This window comes from Dickeya lacustris (genome assembly GCF_029635795.1).
In the GTDB taxonomy this organism is placed as follows: domain Bacteria; phylum Pseudomonadota; class Gammaproteobacteria; order Enterobacterales; family Enterobacteriaceae; genus Dickeya; species Dickeya lacustris.
The window spans coordinates 3,140,729-3,157,349 of sequence record NZ_CP114280.1 but is presented as its reverse complement, the minus strand read 5'-3'; the positions used below and the strand labels follow the sequence as shown (position 1 = coordinate 3,157,349).

14 protein-coding genes and 1 other annotated feature are annotated in these 16,621 nt (G+C 52.1%); of the genes, 5 read left to right on the top strand and 9 right to left on the bottom strand.

What is annotated here, in order from left to right; all coding sequences use genetic code 11:
* Window positions 1–66: 66 nt before the first annotated feature.
* Window positions 67–1,977 (bottom strand): molecular chaperone DnaK, encoded by a 1,911-nt coding sequence (gene dnaK / locus O1Q98_RS14345; RefSeq protein ID WP_125260709.1) that lies wholly within the window; start codon window positions 1,975–1,977, stop codon window positions 67–69.
* A 380-nt stretch (window positions 1,978–2,357) separates the two neighbouring features.
* Between dnaK and satP the strand changes: the two genes are divergently transcribed.
* Window positions 2,358–2,930, top strand: a complete 573-nt coding sequence (gene satP / locus O1Q98_RS14340) for an acetate uptake transporter (RefSeq protein ID WP_125260710.1) — start codon at window positions 2,358–2,360, stop codon at window positions 2,928–2,930.
* A 93-nt stretch (window positions 2,931–3,023) separates the two neighbouring features.
* Here satP and O1Q98_RS14335 read toward each other — a convergent pair whose 3' ends face one another.
* Complete coding sequence (locus tag O1Q98_RS14335) at window positions 3,024–4,337, bottom strand: MFS transporter (RefSeq protein ID WP_125260711.1); 1,314 nt, start codon at window positions 4,335–4,337, stop codon at window positions 3,024–3,026.
* A gap of 129 nt (window positions 4,338–4,466) precedes the next feature.
* On the bottom strand, window positions 4,467–5,054 hold the full coding sequence (mog, locus tag O1Q98_RS14330) for a molybdopterin adenylyltransferase (RefSeq protein ID WP_125260712.1): 588 nt from the start codon (window positions 5,052–5,054) through the stop codon (window positions 4,467–4,469).
* 445 nt (window positions 5,055–5,499) lie between these two features.
* On the opposite strand from mog, the gene O1Q98_RS14325 reads away from it, so the two are divergent.
* Window positions 5,500–6,615: a GGDEF domain-containing protein gene (locus O1Q98_RS14325; protein ID WP_125260713.1), complete on the top strand. Its 1,116-nt coding sequence runs from the start codon at window positions 5,500–5,502 to the stop codon at window positions 6,613–6,615.
* A gap of 142 nt (window positions 6,616–6,757) precedes the next feature.
* Here the strand turns inward: O1Q98_RS14325 and tal are convergent, their stop codons facing one another.
* Window positions 6,758–7,711 (bottom strand): transaldolase, encoded by a 954-nt coding sequence (tal, locus tag O1Q98_RS14320; protein WP_125260714.1) that lies wholly within the window; start codon window positions 7,709–7,711, stop codon window positions 6,758–6,760.
* A 24-nt stretch (window positions 7,712–7,735) separates the two neighbouring features.
* Between tal and O1Q98_RS14315 the strand changes: the two genes are divergently transcribed.
* Both O1Q98_RS14315 and yaaA read left to right on the top strand, forming a co-directional pair.
* Window positions 7,736–7,957: a hypothetical protein gene (locus tag O1Q98_RS14315; protein WP_125260715.1), complete on the top strand. Its 222-nt coding sequence runs from the start codon at window positions 7,736–7,738 to the stop codon at window positions 7,955–7,957.
* An 87-nt stretch (window positions 7,958–8,044) separates the two neighbouring features.
* Entirely contained in the window at window positions 8,045–8,824 is a 780-nt protein-coding gene (gene yaaA / locus O1Q98_RS14310; protein ID WP_125260716.1) for a peroxide stress protein YaaA, read from the top strand.
* Between the two features lie 59 nt (window positions 8,825–8,883).
* On the opposite strand, the gene thrC is transcribed toward yaaA, so the two are convergent.
* The 4 genes from thrC to O1Q98_RS14290 form a co-directional block, all read right to left on the bottom strand.
* Window positions 8,884–10,173 (bottom strand): threonine synthase, encoded by a 1,290-nt coding sequence (gene thrC / locus O1Q98_RS14305; protein ID WP_125260717.1) that lies wholly within the window; start codon window positions 10,171–10,173, stop codon window positions 8,884–8,886.
* Between the two features lie 3 nt (window positions 10,174–10,176).
* Window positions 10,177–11,106 carry a homoserine kinase gene (thrB, locus tag O1Q98_RS14300; protein ID WP_125260718.1) on the bottom strand — a complete coding sequence of 310 codons (930 nt, stop codon included), beginning with the start codon at window positions 11,104–11,106 and terminating at the stop codon, window positions 10,177–10,179.
* 2 nt (window positions 11,107–11,108) lie between these two features.
* Window positions 11,109–13,565, bottom strand: coding sequence for a bifunctional aspartate kinase/homoserine dehydrogenase I (gene thrA, locus O1Q98_RS14295; RefSeq protein WP_125260719.1), 2,457 nt, complete (start codon window positions 13,563–13,565; stop codon window positions 11,109–11,111).
* 112 nt (window positions 13,566–13,677) lie between these two features.
* Window positions 13,678–13,797 (bottom strand) — a sequence feature (Thr leader region).
* A gap of 201 nt (window positions 13,798–13,998) precedes the next feature.
* Complete coding sequence (locus tag O1Q98_RS14290; protein WP_125260720.1) at window positions 13,999–14,700, bottom strand: tRNA/rRNA methyltransferase; 702 nt, start codon at window positions 14,698–14,700, stop codon at window positions 13,999–14,001.
* Between the two features lie 537 nt (window positions 14,701–15,237).
* Here O1Q98_RS14290 and arcA point away from each other — a divergent pair.
* Window positions 15,238–15,954 (top strand): two-component system response regulator ArcA, encoded by a 717-nt coding sequence (arcA, locus tag O1Q98_RS14285; protein WP_035344338.1) that lies wholly within the window; start codon window positions 15,238–15,240, stop codon window positions 15,952–15,954.
* Window positions 15,955–16,049: 95 nt separating this feature from the next.
* On the opposite strand, the gene creA is transcribed toward arcA, so the two are convergent.
* The gene (gene creA, locus O1Q98_RS14280; protein WP_125260721.1) at window positions 16,050–16,523 is read right to left on the bottom strand and encodes a protein CreA; all 474 of its coding nucleotides are present in this window, start codon (window positions 16,521–16,523) and stop codon (window positions 16,050–16,052) included.
* Between the last annotated feature and the right edge of the window lie 98 nt (window positions 16,524–16,621).

The window sequence follows — 16,621 nt, the reverse complement described above, 5'->3', positions numbered from 1 at the left end:
CCCCGACGCCCGTGCTGGTTGCCAGCAACAGTATGAGCTACCGCTACTGCGCCCGCCTAAGGGCGATTATTTCTTGTCTTTGACTTCTTCGAACTCGGCATCGACCACATCGTCATCCTTACGTGCGGCATTGTCAGCGCCAGCCGCGCCCGCCTGGGCCTGCTGCTGTTGCGCCGCTTCCAGCAACTTGGTCGAGGCTTCGGCAAGTTTCTGGATTTTCGCGTCGATATCCGCTTTGTCTTCGCCCTTCAGCGCGCTTTCCAGCGCTTTCAATGCTTCTTCGATAGCGGTCTTGTCAGCGGCAGCCAGTTTGTCACCGGTTTCTTCCAGCTGTTTACGGGTGCTGTGCAACAGGTGATCGCCCTGATTGCGCGCCTGTACCAGCTCTTCAAACTTACGGTCAGCTTCAGCATTCGCTTCTGCGTCACGTACCATCTTCTGAATTTCATCCTCATTCAAACCAGAAGACGCTTTAATGGTGATGTTCTGCTCACGGCCACTGTTTTTGTCTTTGGCAGACACATGCAAAATACCGTCGGCGTCGATATCAAACGTCACTTCAATCTGCGGCATACCGCGCGGCGCGGCCTGGATACCATCAAGATTAAACTGCCCCAGTGACTTGTTATCGTGAGCGCGTTTACGTTCACCCTGCAACACATGGATGGTTACGGCAGATTGGTTATCTTCCGCCGTTGAGAACACCTGGCTGTGCTTGGTCGGGATGGTGGTGTTCTTGGTAATCAACGGAGTCATCACGCCGCCCATGGTTTCGATACCCAGTGACAGCGGTGTTACGTCCAGCAACAACACGTCTTTTACGTCACCGGCCAGCACGCCACCCTGCACCGCAGCACCGATAGCCACAGCTTCATCCGGGTTCACGTCTTTACGCGGCTCTTTCCCGAAGAAATCCGCCACTTTTTTCTGTACCAGCGGCATACGCGTCTGGCCGCCCACCAAAATCACGTCGTGGATGTCAGAAACGGACAACCCGGCATCCTGCAATGCGACTTTCAGCGGCTCCAGAGAACGAGTCACCAGCTCTTCAACCAGAGATTCCAGTTTGGCGCGCGTCACCTTAATGTTCAGGTGTTTCGGGCCAGTCGCATCAGCGGTGATATACGGCAGGTTAACGTCAGTCTGCTGGGCAGAAGAGAGCTCGATTTTCGCTTTTTCTGCCGCTTCTTTCAGACGCTGCATCGCCAGCGGGTCGTTACGCAGGTCAAAGCCCTGATCTTTCTTAAATTCATCAACCAGATAGTTGATCATACGGCTGTCAAAGTCTTCGCCGCCCAGGTGAGTGTCACCGTTGGTCGCCAATACTTCGAAGGTTTTCTCACCGTCAACATCATCGATTTCGATGATGGAGATATCAAATGTACCGCCGCCCAGGTCGTACACAGCGATAGTACGGTTGCCAACGCCCTTGTCCAGGCCGTAAGCCAGTGCCGCTGCCGTCGGTTCGTTGATGATACGTTTGACTTCCAGACCAGCGATACGGCCAGCATCTTTGGTCGCCTGACGCTGGGCATCGTTGAAGTAAGCCGGAACGGTGATAACCGCTTCGGTAATGGTTTCACCCAGATAATCTTCCGCTGTTTTCTTCATTTTTTTCAGCACTTCAGCGGAAATCTGCGGCGGAGCCAGTTTCTGGTCTTTCACATCAACCCAGGCATCACCGTTATCAGCCGGAATGATTTTGTACGGCATGATGTCGGCATCACGCTGCACTTCCTCGTCCTGAAAACGACGGCCAATCAAACGTTTGATAGCAAACAGGGTGTTTTTCGGGTTAGTCACCGCCTGACGTTTAGCCGGTTGGCCAACCAGAGTCTCACCATCTTGCGTGTAGGCAATGATGGAAGGCGTAGTGCGGTCGCCTTCGCTGTTTTCCAGTACCTTAACCTGCGTACCGTCCATAATCGCTACACAAGAGTTGGTTGTACCCAAGTCGATACCAATAATCTTACCCATCTAAACATCTCCACGTAAAAGTCATATCCGGTGTGCTGGTTTAACCTACTATGCGGGCGAAAAACGACTTTTCAACACCCCGAAATCGTCTTTGTCATGCAGCCAAACCATACTGATGACTCTAAGATGGGGACAACAATTCCAGCATCAAGGGGCGCTCACCAAAAAAAACTGCATCTTCCCGGTTTTTGATCAAATTATTCGCCCCCTATCTTGTTGTCTCGCCCATGTTGGCCCGCTATGATGCCGCGCTCGCCGCAGAAAAAGGCATTGACTCATTCTGTGGCAAGCTATCGCTCGTTATAGCCTGAGATTAAAACACTCAGGCAACACAACACATTGACCACTTATATTGACTATTTTGTTATTGCAGAGGATGTATGCACGCTAAAACGTTGGCTAATCCAGGTCCACTGGGACTGATGGGCTTTGGGATGACCACTATTTTGTTGAACCTGCATAACGCAGGCTTTTTCCCATTGAGCTCTGTCATTCTGAGCATGGGGATTTTTTACGGCGGTATCGCACAGGTTCTGGCTGGTCTGCTGGAATACAAAAAAGGCAACACATTCGGCGTTACCGCCTTTACCTCTTACGGTATGTTCTGGCTGGTGCTGGTCGCTATCATCATGCTGCCGAAGATGGGTCTGGCAGAAGCGGCAGACGGCCAGTTCCTCGGCGTATTCCTGGCGCTGTGGGGCATTTTCACCCTGTTTATGTTCTTTGGCACGCTGGCGGCTAACCGCGCGCTGCAATTCGTATTTGCCAGCCTGACGGTGCTGTTTGCCCTGCTCGCTATCGGCAATATTACCGGCAACCATGCCCTGCTGACCTTTGCCGGTTATGAAGGGATCGTGTGCGGTGCGAGCGCGATTTATCTGGCCATGGCTGAAGTGATCAATGAACAGTATGGTCGTACCGTCCTGCCTATTGGTGCCCGTGGCGCACACTAAGCTACCAGAATACTGATATAGATAAAGAGGCGCTAATGCGCCTCTTTTTTATGTGACCGCTTTTACATGGCAGCATAAACGTGTCTATAACCGCTATGCGGGCGAGCGTATCGCCTCCGCTGACTCTTCACTATCGCGATACGACGCGTTATGCAAATAAACGCCCAGTATCAGCGCCAGCGCACACAGCGCCAACACATAAAAAGCCGGTGCCAGCGGCGTCCACTTCATCACTAATGTGACAAAAACCGGCGTCAGGCCGCCGAAAATAGCGTAAGCCACGTTATACGAAAACGAGATCCCCGAGAATCTCACCGAGGCAGGAAAAGCTCTGACCATCACATAGGGCACTGCGCCAACAACGCCGACACTCAAGCCAGCCAGCGCATAGCTGATAAACAGCAGCGTATGGTTTTGCGCTGCCTGCGAGTAGAAAAACCAGCTACACGCCGCGAGCAGTAAGCTGCCAAAAATAAACGTGCGTCCCGCCCCCATTTTATCGGCAGCCAGCCCCGCCAACACGCACCCGAACATCAATGCGACTATCGCGAGGCTATTTGCCTGCAACGTCAATGCCGGTGCGATATTATACAATTTCTGCAAATAAACCGGTGCCATCAGAATGACGACCACGATGCCCGCAGATAAAATCCAGGTCAGCAACATACAGATAATGACCGAGCGTTTATGGCGATACACCACGGCTTTGAGCGGCATCTCTTCGGCCAGCGTTTTATGCGCCAACATTTCGCGGAAAATCGGCGTTTCCTGTAACCAGCGGCGCAAATAAAGCGCAATCAGGCCAAATGCCCCGCCGATAAAGAATGGAATACGCCATCCACCTGCCGCAATCTGCGCTGGCGACAACAGCGTATTCAGTAAAGTGGCAATCATTGACCCAAACAAAATTCCGAGCGTCAGGCCAGCGGTTAGGGTGCCACAGGCAAAACCAATCCGCTCACGCGGTACGTGCTCGGCGACAAATACCCAAGCGCCAGGCACTTCACCGCCAATCGCCGCGCCTTGCAGCACACGCATCAGTAACAATAACAGCGGGGCGGCGATGCCAATATTCGCATATGTCGGCAACATCCCCATCACCAGCGTCGGCAATGCCATCAGCAAAATGCTCAGGCTGAACATTTTTTTGCGGCCAACCCGGTCGCCAAAGTGCGCCATCACAATACCGCCCAGCGGACGAGCAAGATAACCAGCGGCGAAAATGCCAAAAGTTTGCATCTGTCGCAGCCATTCAGGGATGTCCGGCGGGAAAAAGAGTTCACCAATAACGGCGGCGAAAAACACAAAGATAATGAAGTCGTAGAACTCCAGTGCTCCCCCCAGCGCCGCCAGTGACAGGGTTTTGTAATCGTGCCGGTTCAACCGGCGCTGTTTTTCAGCAGCCATAAATCACCAAAAAATACTAGTGTGATGAGAAAAATAACTTTCATTTTTCATGTAAACGAAAGATTACTATAGCGTCAGCATTCTTACACACCAGTGCGGTGAAATATTTAGCATTGAAAATATCTAAATTCAGCCATTTATATCGCGAATTGCACTTTTTGGACGAAAAACCGCTACGACATCGGGATTCGTTTCAATATACGGGCCTTCCAACAGTTGGATACAGTAAGGCACACTGGCAAAAATCCCTGCAACAATGACCTGCCCGTCAGCATCTTTAAGGCCGGACAAGGTTTCACGAATCGATTTCGGTTGGCCCGGCAGGTTCAAAATCAACGCCTGCTTGCGAATCACCCCCACCTGACGCGACAAAATCGCCGTGGGTACAAAACGCAGACTGATCTGGCGCATCTGCTCGCCAAAGCCAGGCATTTCTCTGTCCGCGACGGCGAGCGTGGCATCCGGCGTCACATCGCGTCGCGCCGGCCCCGTGCCACCGGTCGTCAACACCAGATGGCAACCGCACTCATCCACCAGCTCGCACAGTGCCTGTTCAATTAACGGCTGTTCATCCGGCACCAAACGGGTTTGTACATCAAAAGGCGTCGTCAGGGCTTCTGAAAGCCAGGCTTGCAGAGCTGGAATGCCCTCATCCTGATAGACACCGCTGGATGCGCGATCAGAAATCGATACCAAACCAACACACAAACTGTTCATAAACACCCCTTGTTTATCAAAAAATTTTTCTGAAATTTCGATTCATCATCTTATGCATTAAAGCATTCAAAAATCTGTGTACTAATGCGACAATGCTCGAAATCTATACGGAACAATAAGAAACGAGAATTTCCGCCTGCAATGTCTAACTATTCAGCCGGTTAGTGATTAGATACGCGTAATCGTTTCAAACAATATACTCTAAATTTCTTGGTTTGCAGGGAAGCACCACAGCGGCCATTTCCCGCCGTGCGATAGCCGGAAATCACGCCATCGCCCCCTGTCCAGATTTAGCGGTTATTAGCATAACTAAAGCGTCTGCCCCAACCAGCATGACGGCCCTATCAGGCGTTACCAGCCGTACCGTTCGATAGGCAAGCCTACCCTGGGGCATGGCCGATATTGCCGTACTACGGCGCATCACGGGGAAACGCAGGAAAAGTAAATGAATATAATTAAAAGCTATCTTGTACGGTTACTTGCCAACCCCGTTTCCGCATTTTTCTTATTTGGTATCTTCTCTATTACCCTGACCAGCGTGTTATTGCTGAACTCGCGTCAAAAAGACTGGCAGGAAGAAAAACGGAATTTTGACAATGCCATCCAGGTGTACGAATCCTACAATACGGGCGGCGAAGCCACCGAAAGCGATCGTTTCTACAAAGTGGGCAATGCCATGTTTTCCCGGGTGCGCATTATGTCATTTAACACGCGGGATACTCACCACGAATGCATCAACCGCCTGTCAGAAATGAGCCTGTCACTCAATGAAATGGCCATTATCCGGGTATGCAGAAATCTGTTACCTTCAGCCGGGAATAATCGGCCAGACGAGAACCAGCTCACCACCGTTATCCCGATTTTATCACCGACGGATCAGTTAATTGGCGTGCGCATACGGATCACCACACTTGGCCCATCGCCAGGGATTGACTGCGTCTTCACGTCTTCAACCGAAGTTATCACACTGGTTTGCATCAGCCTGATGACTGCGGTTATGGGAAGTGTGCTGTCGCTGGTCGCAAAGAAATACCTGATAGAACTGCCTGCTTCTGCCCGTTATGACGATCTGACCGGTTTTTTACGTCGTGACGCTTTTTACCAGTTCGCGAATCGCGCACTGAAAGCCGGACGTCAGGGCAATAAGCCCTTGTGCGCCATGCTGATTGATATTGATCACTTCAAACAAGTGAATGACACACTGGGGCACGCCGCCGGGGACGAAACGCTAAAAGCCGTGGCCGATACGCTTCGCCATACCTTTCGTCATCACGATATTTCTTGCCGTCTGGGTGGCGATGAATTTGCCATTGTGCTGCCGAATACCACGCTGGAAAACGCGCTTCGAGTAACAGAGCGCGTCAGAGCCAATCTCGGCGACCCACAGGCTGAGGTGCAAAAAATCGCGCCAGGTATTTCTGTCAGTATCGGACTGGTGGCCATCGAATCCCCTGATGAAGCGCTTCATGACATCATCCGTCGGGCTGACGTTAATCTCTATCTGGCAAAAAGAACGCGCGACTGCACCGTCACCGATAATATGGCTAAAACGATGGCATAGCCCCAATACCCGCTGCGCCTTACGGCAACCCATGCAGAAATACACAGAATCAGTAACACAAAACGGCCAGCAGAGGCTGGCCGTTTTTGGGTAAACATCACTGGCCGTATGATGGCCGCATGTCACCTTATCACCACACCGCTTACAGCAGCTCGGCGATCATGGTTTCCAGTTTGCCCTGGTCTACGGCAAATTTACGAATACCGTCAGCCAGTTTATCTACCGCCATCGGGTCTTGGTTATGCTGCCAGTAGAACTCCGCTTCGGTTAACTTCGCCGGACGTGCTTTGACGTCACCGCTGTACGCCAGTTTCCGCACCACGTCACCCTCACTTTCAGAGAGCTCTTTGAGCAGCGCCGGAGCAATGGTCAGGCGATCACAGCCAGCCAGCTCCAGAATTTCGCCCGCATTACGGAAACTTGCGCCCATCACCACGGTTTCATAGCCGTGCTGTTTGTAGTAGGCATAGATATCGGTCACGGAAACCACGCCCGGGTCTTCATGCGCCGCAAACTCTTTTTTATCGCCATTGGCTTTGTACCAATCCAGAATACGGCCAACAAACGGTGAAATCAGGAACACGCCCGCTTCAGCACACGCACGAGCCTGAGCGAAAGAGAACAGCAGCGTCAGGTTACAGTTGATACCTTCTTTTTCCAGTTGCTCTGCCGCACGGATACCCTGCCAGGTCGAAGCCAGTTTGATCAGGATGCGATCATTGCTGATACCGGCATCGTTATACAATTTGATCAGTCGTTTGGCCTTGGCAACACTGGCCTCGGTGTCATAGGAAAGACGCGCGTCCACTTCTGTGGAAATACGCCCTGGGATCAGTTTAAGAATCTCAAGGCCGATATTCACCGCCAGTTTGTCACCGGCATCAATAATCTGTTGTTCGCGCTTGTCACTCTGCGCACGCGCCCAGGCGACGGCATCATCAATCAGCGTGCGATACTCTGGGATCTGGGCCGCATTCAAAATCAGAGAGGGGTTGGTGGTGGCGTCCTGCGGCTGGTAAAGCTTCATTGCCGCAATATCACCGGTATCCGCCACTACAGTGGTGAATTGGCGTAGGGAAGTCAGTTTATCCGTCATGTTGGCCTTTCTCATTGTTTGTGCATGAACTGGTGGCAGGAACTGTCGCCAGAGCCTGATAATAACACGCACCGGCCCTTGCGCAAGCGGCCCGGTAACAACCGCATGGCTCAAAAGATTGATTTATTTTTTAAAAATCAATCAAGTAAAATCACAAGCTCTTCTGCTACGCCATTAGCCGGTTTGCCGCTACTTTATCGCTACTTCGCTGCTATTTTGCTGCGACTTTGTCGCTACAGCGGCTAATTCCCTATGCCTGTTACAGCTATTGCCCCTTTTTTTAACCATGTTTGCTACAGTAAGCCCACTCAAAACCTGCACGGGATACGTTAAATGTTGATAGTTCTTTCTCCGGCCAAAACACTGGATTACACCAGTCCGCTTGCCACATCACGCTATACGCAACCCGAATTGCTCGACTATTCGCAAAAACTCATTACGCGCTGTCAGCAGCTCACCCCTGCCGAAATCGCATCCTTAATGGGAATCAGCGATAAGCTGGCCGACCTTAATGCCGCTCGCTTTCAGACATGGCAACCCGAGTTCTCGCCAGACAATGCACGTCAGGCGCTGTTGGCGTTTAAAGGCGATGTGTATACCGGCCTGATGGCGAAACATTTTAGCGAAGACGATTTTGATTTTGCCCAGCAACATTTGCGCATTTTATCCGGCCTGTACGGTGTATTGCGCCCGCTGGATTTAATGCAACCTTACCGGCTGGAAATGGGTACGCGCCTGAGCAATGACGCTGGAGAGTCACTCTACCCATTCTGGGGTGACACAATTACGCACACCCTGAATCAGGCGCTGGCGGCGCAAGGGGATGACGTGCTGATTAATCTGGCCTCAGATGAGTATTTCAAAGCCGTCAAACCCGCCAAACTCAACGCGCAGTTGGTAAAACCGGTTTTTCTCGATGAGAAAAATGGAAAATTCAAAGTTATCAGCTTCTACGCCAAAAAAGCGCGCGGGTTAATGAGCCGCTTCATCGTGCAAAACCGGCTGACACACCCTGAGCAATTGCGAGATTTCGACAGCGAAGGCTATTACTTTGATGCGGCGAACTCTTCAGCAAGCGAACTTGTCTTTAAGCGCCGCGAGCGCGACGCTTAACTCGGCGGAACATCCCGGGAAAGCGGCCAGGCAGCGTGACACTGGCCGCTTATCAGGAATCAGTGCGGCAACGCCATCAGGAATTGACGCAATTGCGCAAAATCAGCGGCAAAGTGGTGCGATAATAACGCCAGCTCTGCACGTTCAGCCAGCGCTTGCGGCAGTTCCAGCGTTTTACCCAGAATCGCCTCCACACTCTCTTTGAATTTCGCCGGATGCGCGGTGCCCAGGAACAAACCGTATTCGCCCGGCTGTAGCTGATCGCGCAGCAGACGATAGGCAATCGCCGCATGGGGCTCAGAGGTATACCCCAGCGCTTCCAGCTCCAGCATGGCCGCTTTAGTGGTTTCATCGCTCACGGCACCAAACGCCAGTGCAGTCAGCGGCCAGCCCTTACGACGGAATAACTCTTCTACGCGCGGCCAGTTATTCGGCTGGCTGACATCCATTGCGTTAGAGAGCGTCGCCACCGTCGGGTTAGGCTGCCAGACACCGTGTTGCAAAAAGCGTGGCACCGTATCGTTCGCATTGGTGGCAGCAATAAAACGTTTCACCGGCAAGCCCAGCGATTTGGCCAACAGGCCCGCTGTCAGGTCGCCAAAGTTACCGCTCGGCACTGACACCACCAACTGATTGCGGGCTTCCTGCGGTAATTGGGCCACCGCTTCAAAGTAGTAGCTGATTTGCGCCAGCAGGCGGCTGATATTAATAGAGTTAGCGGAATTGAGCCCTATCGCACGTTTCAGCTCTTCGTCATCAAACGCGTGTTTTACCAACGCCTGACATGCATCGAAGTCGCTATCAATCGCAATGGTGTGAATATTGCCACCGAGCGTACAGAACAGTTTTTCCTGTAACGGGCTGATTTTACCGTTCGGGTAGAGGATAACCACGCGTACGTTTTTCAGGCCGTAAAACGCGTGGGCGACGGCAGCGCCGGTGTCGCCGGAGGTGGCAGTCAGGATGGTAATTTGCTCATCGCCAGCGACTTCAGCCAGCATCTGCGCCATAAAACGGCCACCAAAATCCTTGAATGCCAGCGTCGGGCCGTGGAACAACTCCAGCGCGCCAATGTCTTCGCTCACTGAGACCACCGGTGCCGGGAAGCGGAACGCCGCTTTCACACGCTGATAGACGGTCTCATCAGACATTTCATCGCCAATAAATGCCGATAAAATACGGCTGCTGCGGGTGACAAAATCCAGCGACAGCAGTTCATCAATCGTGGTGCGATCGAATTCGGGTAATTCCAGCGGGAAGAACAGGCCCTGATTGCTGCCCAGCCCCTTTTTAATCGCTTCGGCAAAGCTCACCTGTTCATTGTGGTCTTTCAGATTGTACAGTTTCATGCGTTATCCCAATTGTCGCGCGCCTGCGGTATCCAGACGGCAAATATGAACAAACCCTTCATCGTTTTGCAGATAGTTCTCACGCAGCCAATCCGCTACACGGTGGGCAGCGTTCATCTCATTGCATACGGAAAACAGCGTCGGCCCGGAGCCGGAAATACCACACGCCAGCGCGCCGAGCTCACGGGTTGCCTGACGCGCTGCCGCAAAGCCCGGCAGCAGGCGAGTACGGTACGGTTCGGCAATCACATCCTGCATTAATTTTGCCGCCAGTTCCGCCTGTCCGGTATGACAGGCGTGGATGAAACCGGCCAGATAACGGCCATGGCTAATACAATCCTGACGGCGATACTGTGCTGGCAGGATTGCCCGCGCTTCGGCGGTAGAGACTTTAATGCCCGGATAGGCCATCACCCACAGCCATTCATCAAACCCTGGCACCGGCTGGCTGACGATGCCCATTTCTTCGACCATTAACTGAATACCGCCGAGAAAACAGGGCGCGACGTTATCGTAGTGAACGCTGCCGGAAATACGCCCCTCCAGTTCCCCCATCAGCGTGAGCAGGCGGTTATCATCCAGCGGTTTGCCGCAGAATTCGTTCATCGCCATCAAACCGGCGACGACCGAACACGCGCTGGAGCCAAGGCCGGAGCCGATCGGCATGTTCTTTTCCAGCGTCATAGCGACCGGCACCGTCTTGCCGATTTCCTGACAGAACCGTTCCCAGCATTGATAAACAATGTTCTCTTTCGGGTTATCGGGCAATTTGCTGACAAACCGCCCTTCATTACGCAGGGTAAACAGCTCGGCTTCCTGCACCGTGACACAGTCGCCCAGCAGGGTGCCATCAACCGGTGATACCGCCGCACCCAGCACGTCAAAACCGACGCTGACATTCCCGATAGACGCCGGGGCATAAATCTTTACCATTCTCATACTCCTACCTTCCACGACAACGTGCGCAGCAAATCAGCAAACACACCGGCTGCCGTCACATCATTGCCAGCCCCGTACCCACGCAGCACCAGTGGTAAGGGTTGATAGTACCGGCTGTAAAACGCCAGTGCGTTCTCGCCGTCTTTGACTTTAAACAGCGGGTCATTACTGCCCACGGCACTGATCGTCACCTGACATTTGCCTTCGTCAATCTTACCGACATAACGCAACACTTTACCTTCCGCGCGGGCGGCCTCAATACGCTGGGAGAACTCGGCATCCAGCGCCGGTAAGCGCGACAGGAAACTGGCAACATCGCCCTGGGCATAGTCAGGCGGCAGTACGGAATCTACCTGAATATCCTCAAGTTCCAGCTCATAGCCCGCTTCACGCGCCAAAATCAGTAACTTACGCGCCACATCCATCCCGGAAAGGTCATCTCGCGGGTCTGGCTCGGTAAAGCCTTTTTCTTTTGCCAGCAAGGTTGCCGCAGAGAGCGACATGCCTTCATCAAGCTTACCGAAGATAAACGACAGCGAGCCGGACAAAATACCATTAAAGCGGATCAGCTCATCACCGGCATTCAGCAGGTTCTGCAAGTTTTCGATAACCGGCAACCCCGCACCGACGTTGGTGTCATACAGGAACTTACGACGCGATTTGGCCGCCGCCTGACGCAACTGATGGTAGTAGCGCAATGAGCCGGTATTGGCTTTTTTGTTCGGCGTAACGACGTGAAAACCTTCAGCCAGGAAATCAACGTATTGGTCAGCCACCGCCTGGCTCGAGGTACAATCGATAATCACCGGATTGAGCAGATGGTACTCTTTCACCAGGCGGCTGATGGCGGCCGGACTAAACGGCTCACGCGCGCGCGCCAGCTCATCACGCCAGTTGTCCATCGCAATACCGTGTACGTTAGTCAGCATCGCTTTCGAGTTGGCGATTCCGCATACGCGCACATCAATGTGCTTTTGTTTCAACCACGGCTGTTGACGCTGAATCTGCTCCAGCAGTGCGCCGCCCACGCCGCCCACGCCAATGACGAACACATCCAGCACCTGATTGGTGTTAAACAGCATCTGATGCGCAACCCGCACGCCCGTGGTGGCGACGTCGTTATTGACGACCACCGAGATTGAGCGCTCAGACGAGCCCTGCGCTATCGCCACAATATTGATGTTGGCGCTGGCCAGTGCCGTAAACAGTCGCGCCGACAGGCCGCGCAGCGTGCGCATACCGTCGCCGACCACGGAGATGATGGCCAGTCGCTGCACCACATCCAGCGGCTCCAGCACGCCTTCTTTTAATTCCAGATAGAATTCATCTTCCAGCGTTTTACGGGCTCGCGGCAACTCGCTTTGAGACACGCAAAAACTGATGCTGTACTCAGACGACGACTGGGTAATCAGCACAACGGAAATACCGGCGCGCGACATAGCGGCAAACACGCGCGCGGCCATGCCCACCATCCCTTTCATACCGGGGCCGGAAACGTTGATCATCGCCATGTTATTCAGGTTGGTGATGCCTTTAACCGGGTATTGGGTATCGAGGCTCTCAAGCCCGATAAGCGTACCAGGTGCCTGCGGATTTTCCGTATTTTTGATAAGGCAGGGAATCTGGAACTGGGCGATAGGAGCAATAGTGCGAGGATGAAGCACCTTGGCACCGAAGTAAGACAGCTCCATCGCCTCCTGATAAGACATGGATTTCAGCAATCGGGCATCCGGTACCTGACGTGGGTCACAGGTGTATACGCCGTCAACATCAGTCCAGATTTCACAACAATCGGCACGCAGACACGCCGCCAGCACGGCTGCCGAATAGTCAGAGCCGTTGCGACCTAACACGACCAACTCGCCTTTATCATTCCCGGCAGTGAAACCCGCCATCAGTACGACGTGGTCAGCCGGAATCGCCTGTTCGCGAATACGGCGGGTTGACTCGGTAATCTCAACCGTCGATTCCAGATAATGGCCCTGCGCCAACAAACTGCGCACGGGATCGATGACAGACACGTGATAACCACGCGCCTGGAAAACAGCCTCCATTATTGCAATAGAGAGCTTTTCACCACGGCAAATCATGGCGGCGTTCACGCTATCCGGGCATTGGCCTAATAGCGCGATACCATGCAGCACCTGTTTTATCTCGGCGAACTCCTCATCGACGAGCGCTTTCAAGCGGTCATAGGCAAAACCGGGCTGTGACTGTGCTAATCCCTGCAACAAATCGGCAAAAATGGCTTCTGCTTCTGCGATATTTGGCTGGGTATCCTGTTTGGCGACGGTTTTTTCAACCATTGCCACCAGGTGATTGGTTATCTTTGCCGGTGCCGACAATACCGTGGCAACCTGTCCCTGACGTGCATTGCTTTCAATGATATCGGCAACGCGTGCAAACCGCTCTGCGTTGGCAACCGAAGTCCCGCCAAATTTCAACACTCGCATTTTTGTCTGTTCTCCTGAATTTTCAGTGGTCAAAAACGCCCGGTGCGTTTTTGAATACCGTTGACTACGGCCTTGTTACGTTGGCAGGCAGAAATAAACCCGCGATATCTGTAAAAAAAAAGCCCGCACTGTCGAGTGCGGGCTTTTTCTGGATTTCTCTGTACGCGTCAGCCCGCACCGTTACTGGTAGTACCGGTGGTAATAATAATGGTGGTGATAACCAGGCTGATGGAATGCATGACGTACCGTTCTTGTAAGCAGAAAATTTATCTGCCTTATTAGTTAGGGCAATCGCCCTGTCAAGTCAATGGATTTCTTTATCAGGCGCACCGATTCACTGGGGGCGCAATGGATGCATTGGCTGCACACAGACAAAAAAACCACACAATACTTCGATTAAGTTTAAATATTAGCTTTTATATCTATAAAATAACTATTTTTTGATATCTTCAACCGAGAACGTTTTTTCCACGTCATGTAACAGTCGATGCAACATCGCGCTGTCACGCTGCTCCAGTAACCCAAGACGCTGTTGCAGCCAGTCACGCAACTTTTCATCTTGCTGTGCGCCCACTGCCAGTAGCAGACGATCGCAGCGCTCTCTCAATGCCGATAGCTGCCCAGGCTGTGCCGGTTGTGCGGCCGGAGCCGTAACATCCATCAACGACGACAGTTGGTAGCAGTACACCATAACAGCCTGCCCCAAATTCAGCGATGGATAATCCGCCACCATCGGCACACCGGTAAGGATATCCGCCAGCGCCAATTCTTCGTTCGTGAGCCCGGAATCTTCGCGACCAAACACTAACGCGACAGATGAAACCCATTGCCGTTTTTCTTCCAGCACAGGCAACAGTTGCGCAGGCGTACAGTAATAATGAAACCGAGCACGGCTTCGTGCCGTTGTCGCAACGGTAAACTCAACGTCAGCCAGCGCATCCGCCAGTGTCGCAAAACATTCCACATTATCCAGCACATCGCCAGAACCATGAGCCACCCAACGCGCAGCCGGTTCAAGATGTGCCGAACTATCAACAATACGCAGCCGACCAAACCCCATCGTTTTCATCGCCCGGGCAGCAGCCCCGACATTTTCCGCGCGCGCCGGGGCGACTAAAACAAGATAAAACTGCACATAACCTCCCAGATTGCCCGAAGGACACTGGCTTTATAATTCGATAATAAGAAACAAAATACTAACAAAATCAGCGACACAACAGACAGCGCCGGGCGCTAAACGCCCCATCACTGAGTTCAAGAAAACGGAAACGCTTCAGCCATCAACATTTATTATGCCGTAGCGAAAATAAAAATGTTAAATTGTGATAGATATCGGCATTCATTGCGCGTTTTCTACAAATTGCTAACGTGCTACAATGAAATTTGATATATGTCAATGGAACCGTAGATTTGCCCGTCGGTAAAATCAGTGTTCGCTGTTATGTTGCTGTTAATAAGGTTAAACTGAGCGCCACATCAGGCCCGGTTGTAAGGCCTCATCGTCACCTGTTACCAGATGCGCTTCAGGTGGAAACGAGTGCATCAAAACGTATTTACGTACTTGAGTCGGTCGGCGAAAAAACGGTGAACATAATTTGCCAAAACGCCCGAGAGAACCAGGACTTCTGTACTTTCGAATCTCTATATTAGTTGGCAATTTTAGGTAGCAAACATGCAGACCCCGCACATTCTTATTGTCGAAGACGAATTGGTTACTCGTAACACCCTCAAAAGTATTTTTGAGGCTGAGGGATATGTCGTTCACGAAGCCACCGACGGCGCCGAAATGCACCATATCCTGTCTGAACACGACATCAATTTGGTCATTATGGATATCAATCTGCCAGGTAAGAATGGCCTGTTGTTAGCACGTGAATTACGTGAACAGGCAAGCGTGGCGCTGATGTTCCTGACCGGGCGCGATAACGAGGTCGATAAGATTCTTGGCCTGGAAATCGGTGCTGATGATTATATCACCAAGCCGTTCAATCCGCGTGAACTCACCATTCGTGCACGTAACCTGCTCTCTCGTACCATGAATTTAGGTGGCGGGACTGAAGAGCGTCGTCTGGTGGAAAGCTACCGCTTTAACGGTTGGGAGCTGGATATCAACAGCCGTTCTCTGGTTAGCCCGACCGGTGAGCAGTATAAACTGCCGCGTAGCGAATTCCGTGCCATGCTGCACTTCTGCGAAAATCCGGGCAAAATCCAGACCCGTGCCGAGCTGTTGAAGAAGATGACTGGCCGTGAGCTGAAACCGCATGACCGTACTGTAGATGTTACGATTCGCCGCATTCGTAAACATTTCGAGTCCACGGCGGATACGCCGGAAATCATCGCCACTATTCATGGCGAAGGTTATCGCTTTTGTGGTGATCTGGAGGACTGATCTCCTCTGCACGTTATCACAAGCAAAAGGCCGGGTTTTACCCCGGCCTTTATTATGCCCGCGCAGCTATTATGCCTGCACAACCACGTAAGCCATTATTTACTCCAGGGTAAAATCGGCACCGCACTGAGTGCATTCTTCGGTGAACCATCGATAACACGATCAGAATAGGTCAGATAGACCAGCGCATTACGTTTCGCGTCATAGAAACGAACGACCTGTAATTTCTTAAAAATCAACGAAGTTCTCTGCTGAAAAACCACATTCCCTTTACCCTTACTGCTTGTGATTTTATCACTCAGCGTAATCGGGCCAACCTGCTGACAAGAAATAGCCGCATCGGATGTGTCTTCAGCCAGTCCCAATCCGCCCTTGATTCCTCCGGTTTTCGCACGGCTTAAATAACAAGTGACATTCGTAACATCAGGATCATCAAACGCCTCAACAATAATTTTATGATCCGGGCCCAGCAGCTTAAACGCCGTATCCACTGAACCGATCTCCTCGGCACGCACGGCCGTCATGCCAAAAAACAGGGCCGCCGCCGTCAAGAACAGGTGTTTCTTCATTGTTGTCTCTCTCTTTAATTGCTGTAACGGTGTTCTATCTGTAGTGCAAAGAGCATATATCGGACAGGTTGCTGTCGCCGCCTATGTTAATCAGATTC

Excerpts from the sequence above, each read along its gene's own strand:
- thrB (WP_125260718.1), bottom strand. The coding sequence starts at position 11,106 with ATGGTAAAGATTTATGCCCCGGCGTCTATCGGGAATGTCAGCGTCGGT.
- O1Q98_RS14335 (WP_125260711.1), bottom strand. The coding sequence starts at position 4,337 with ATGGCTGCTGAAAAACAGCGCCGGTTGAACCGGCACGATTACAAAACC.
- mog (WP_125260712.1), bottom strand. The coding sequence starts at position 5,054 with ATGAACAGTTTGTGTGTTGGTTTGGTATCGATTTCTGATCGCGCATCC.
- thrA (WP_125260719.1), bottom strand. The coding sequence starts at position 13,565 with ATGCGAGTGTTGAAATTTGGCGGGACTTCGGTTGCCAACGCAGAGCGG.
- creA (WP_125260721.1), bottom strand. The coding sequence starts at position 16,523 with ATGAAGAAACACCTGTTCTTGACGGCGGCGGCCCTGTTTTTTGGCATG.
- O1Q98_RS14325 (WP_125260713.1), top strand. The coding sequence starts at position 5,500 with ATGAATATAATTAAAAGCTATCTTGTACGGTTACTTGCCAACCCCGTT.
- yaaA (WP_125260716.1), top strand. The coding sequence starts at position 8,045 with ATGTTGATAGTTCTTTCTCCGGCCAAAACACTGGATTACACCAGTCCG.
- satP (WP_125260710.1), top strand. The coding sequence starts at position 2,358 with ATGCACGCTAAAACGTTGGCTAATCCAGGTCCACTGGGACTGATGGGC.
- dnaK (WP_125260709.1), bottom strand. The coding sequence starts at position 1,977 with ATGGGTAAGATTATTGGTATCGACTTGGGTACAACCAACTCTTGTGTA.
- thrC (WP_125260717.1), bottom strand. The coding sequence starts at position 10,173 with ATGAAACTGTACAATCTGAAAGACCACAATGAACAGGTGAGCTTTGCC.
- arcA (WP_035344338.1), top strand. The coding sequence starts at position 15,238 with ATGCAGACCCCGCACATTCTTATTGTCGAAGACGAATTGGTTACTCGT.
- O1Q98_RS14315 (WP_125260715.1), top strand. The coding sequence starts at position 7,736 with ATGAACTGGTGGCAGGAACTGTCGCCAGAGCCTGATAATAACACGCAC.
- tal (WP_125260714.1), bottom strand. The coding sequence starts at position 7,711 with ATGACGGATAAACTGACTTCCCTACGCCAATTCACCACTGTAGTGGCG.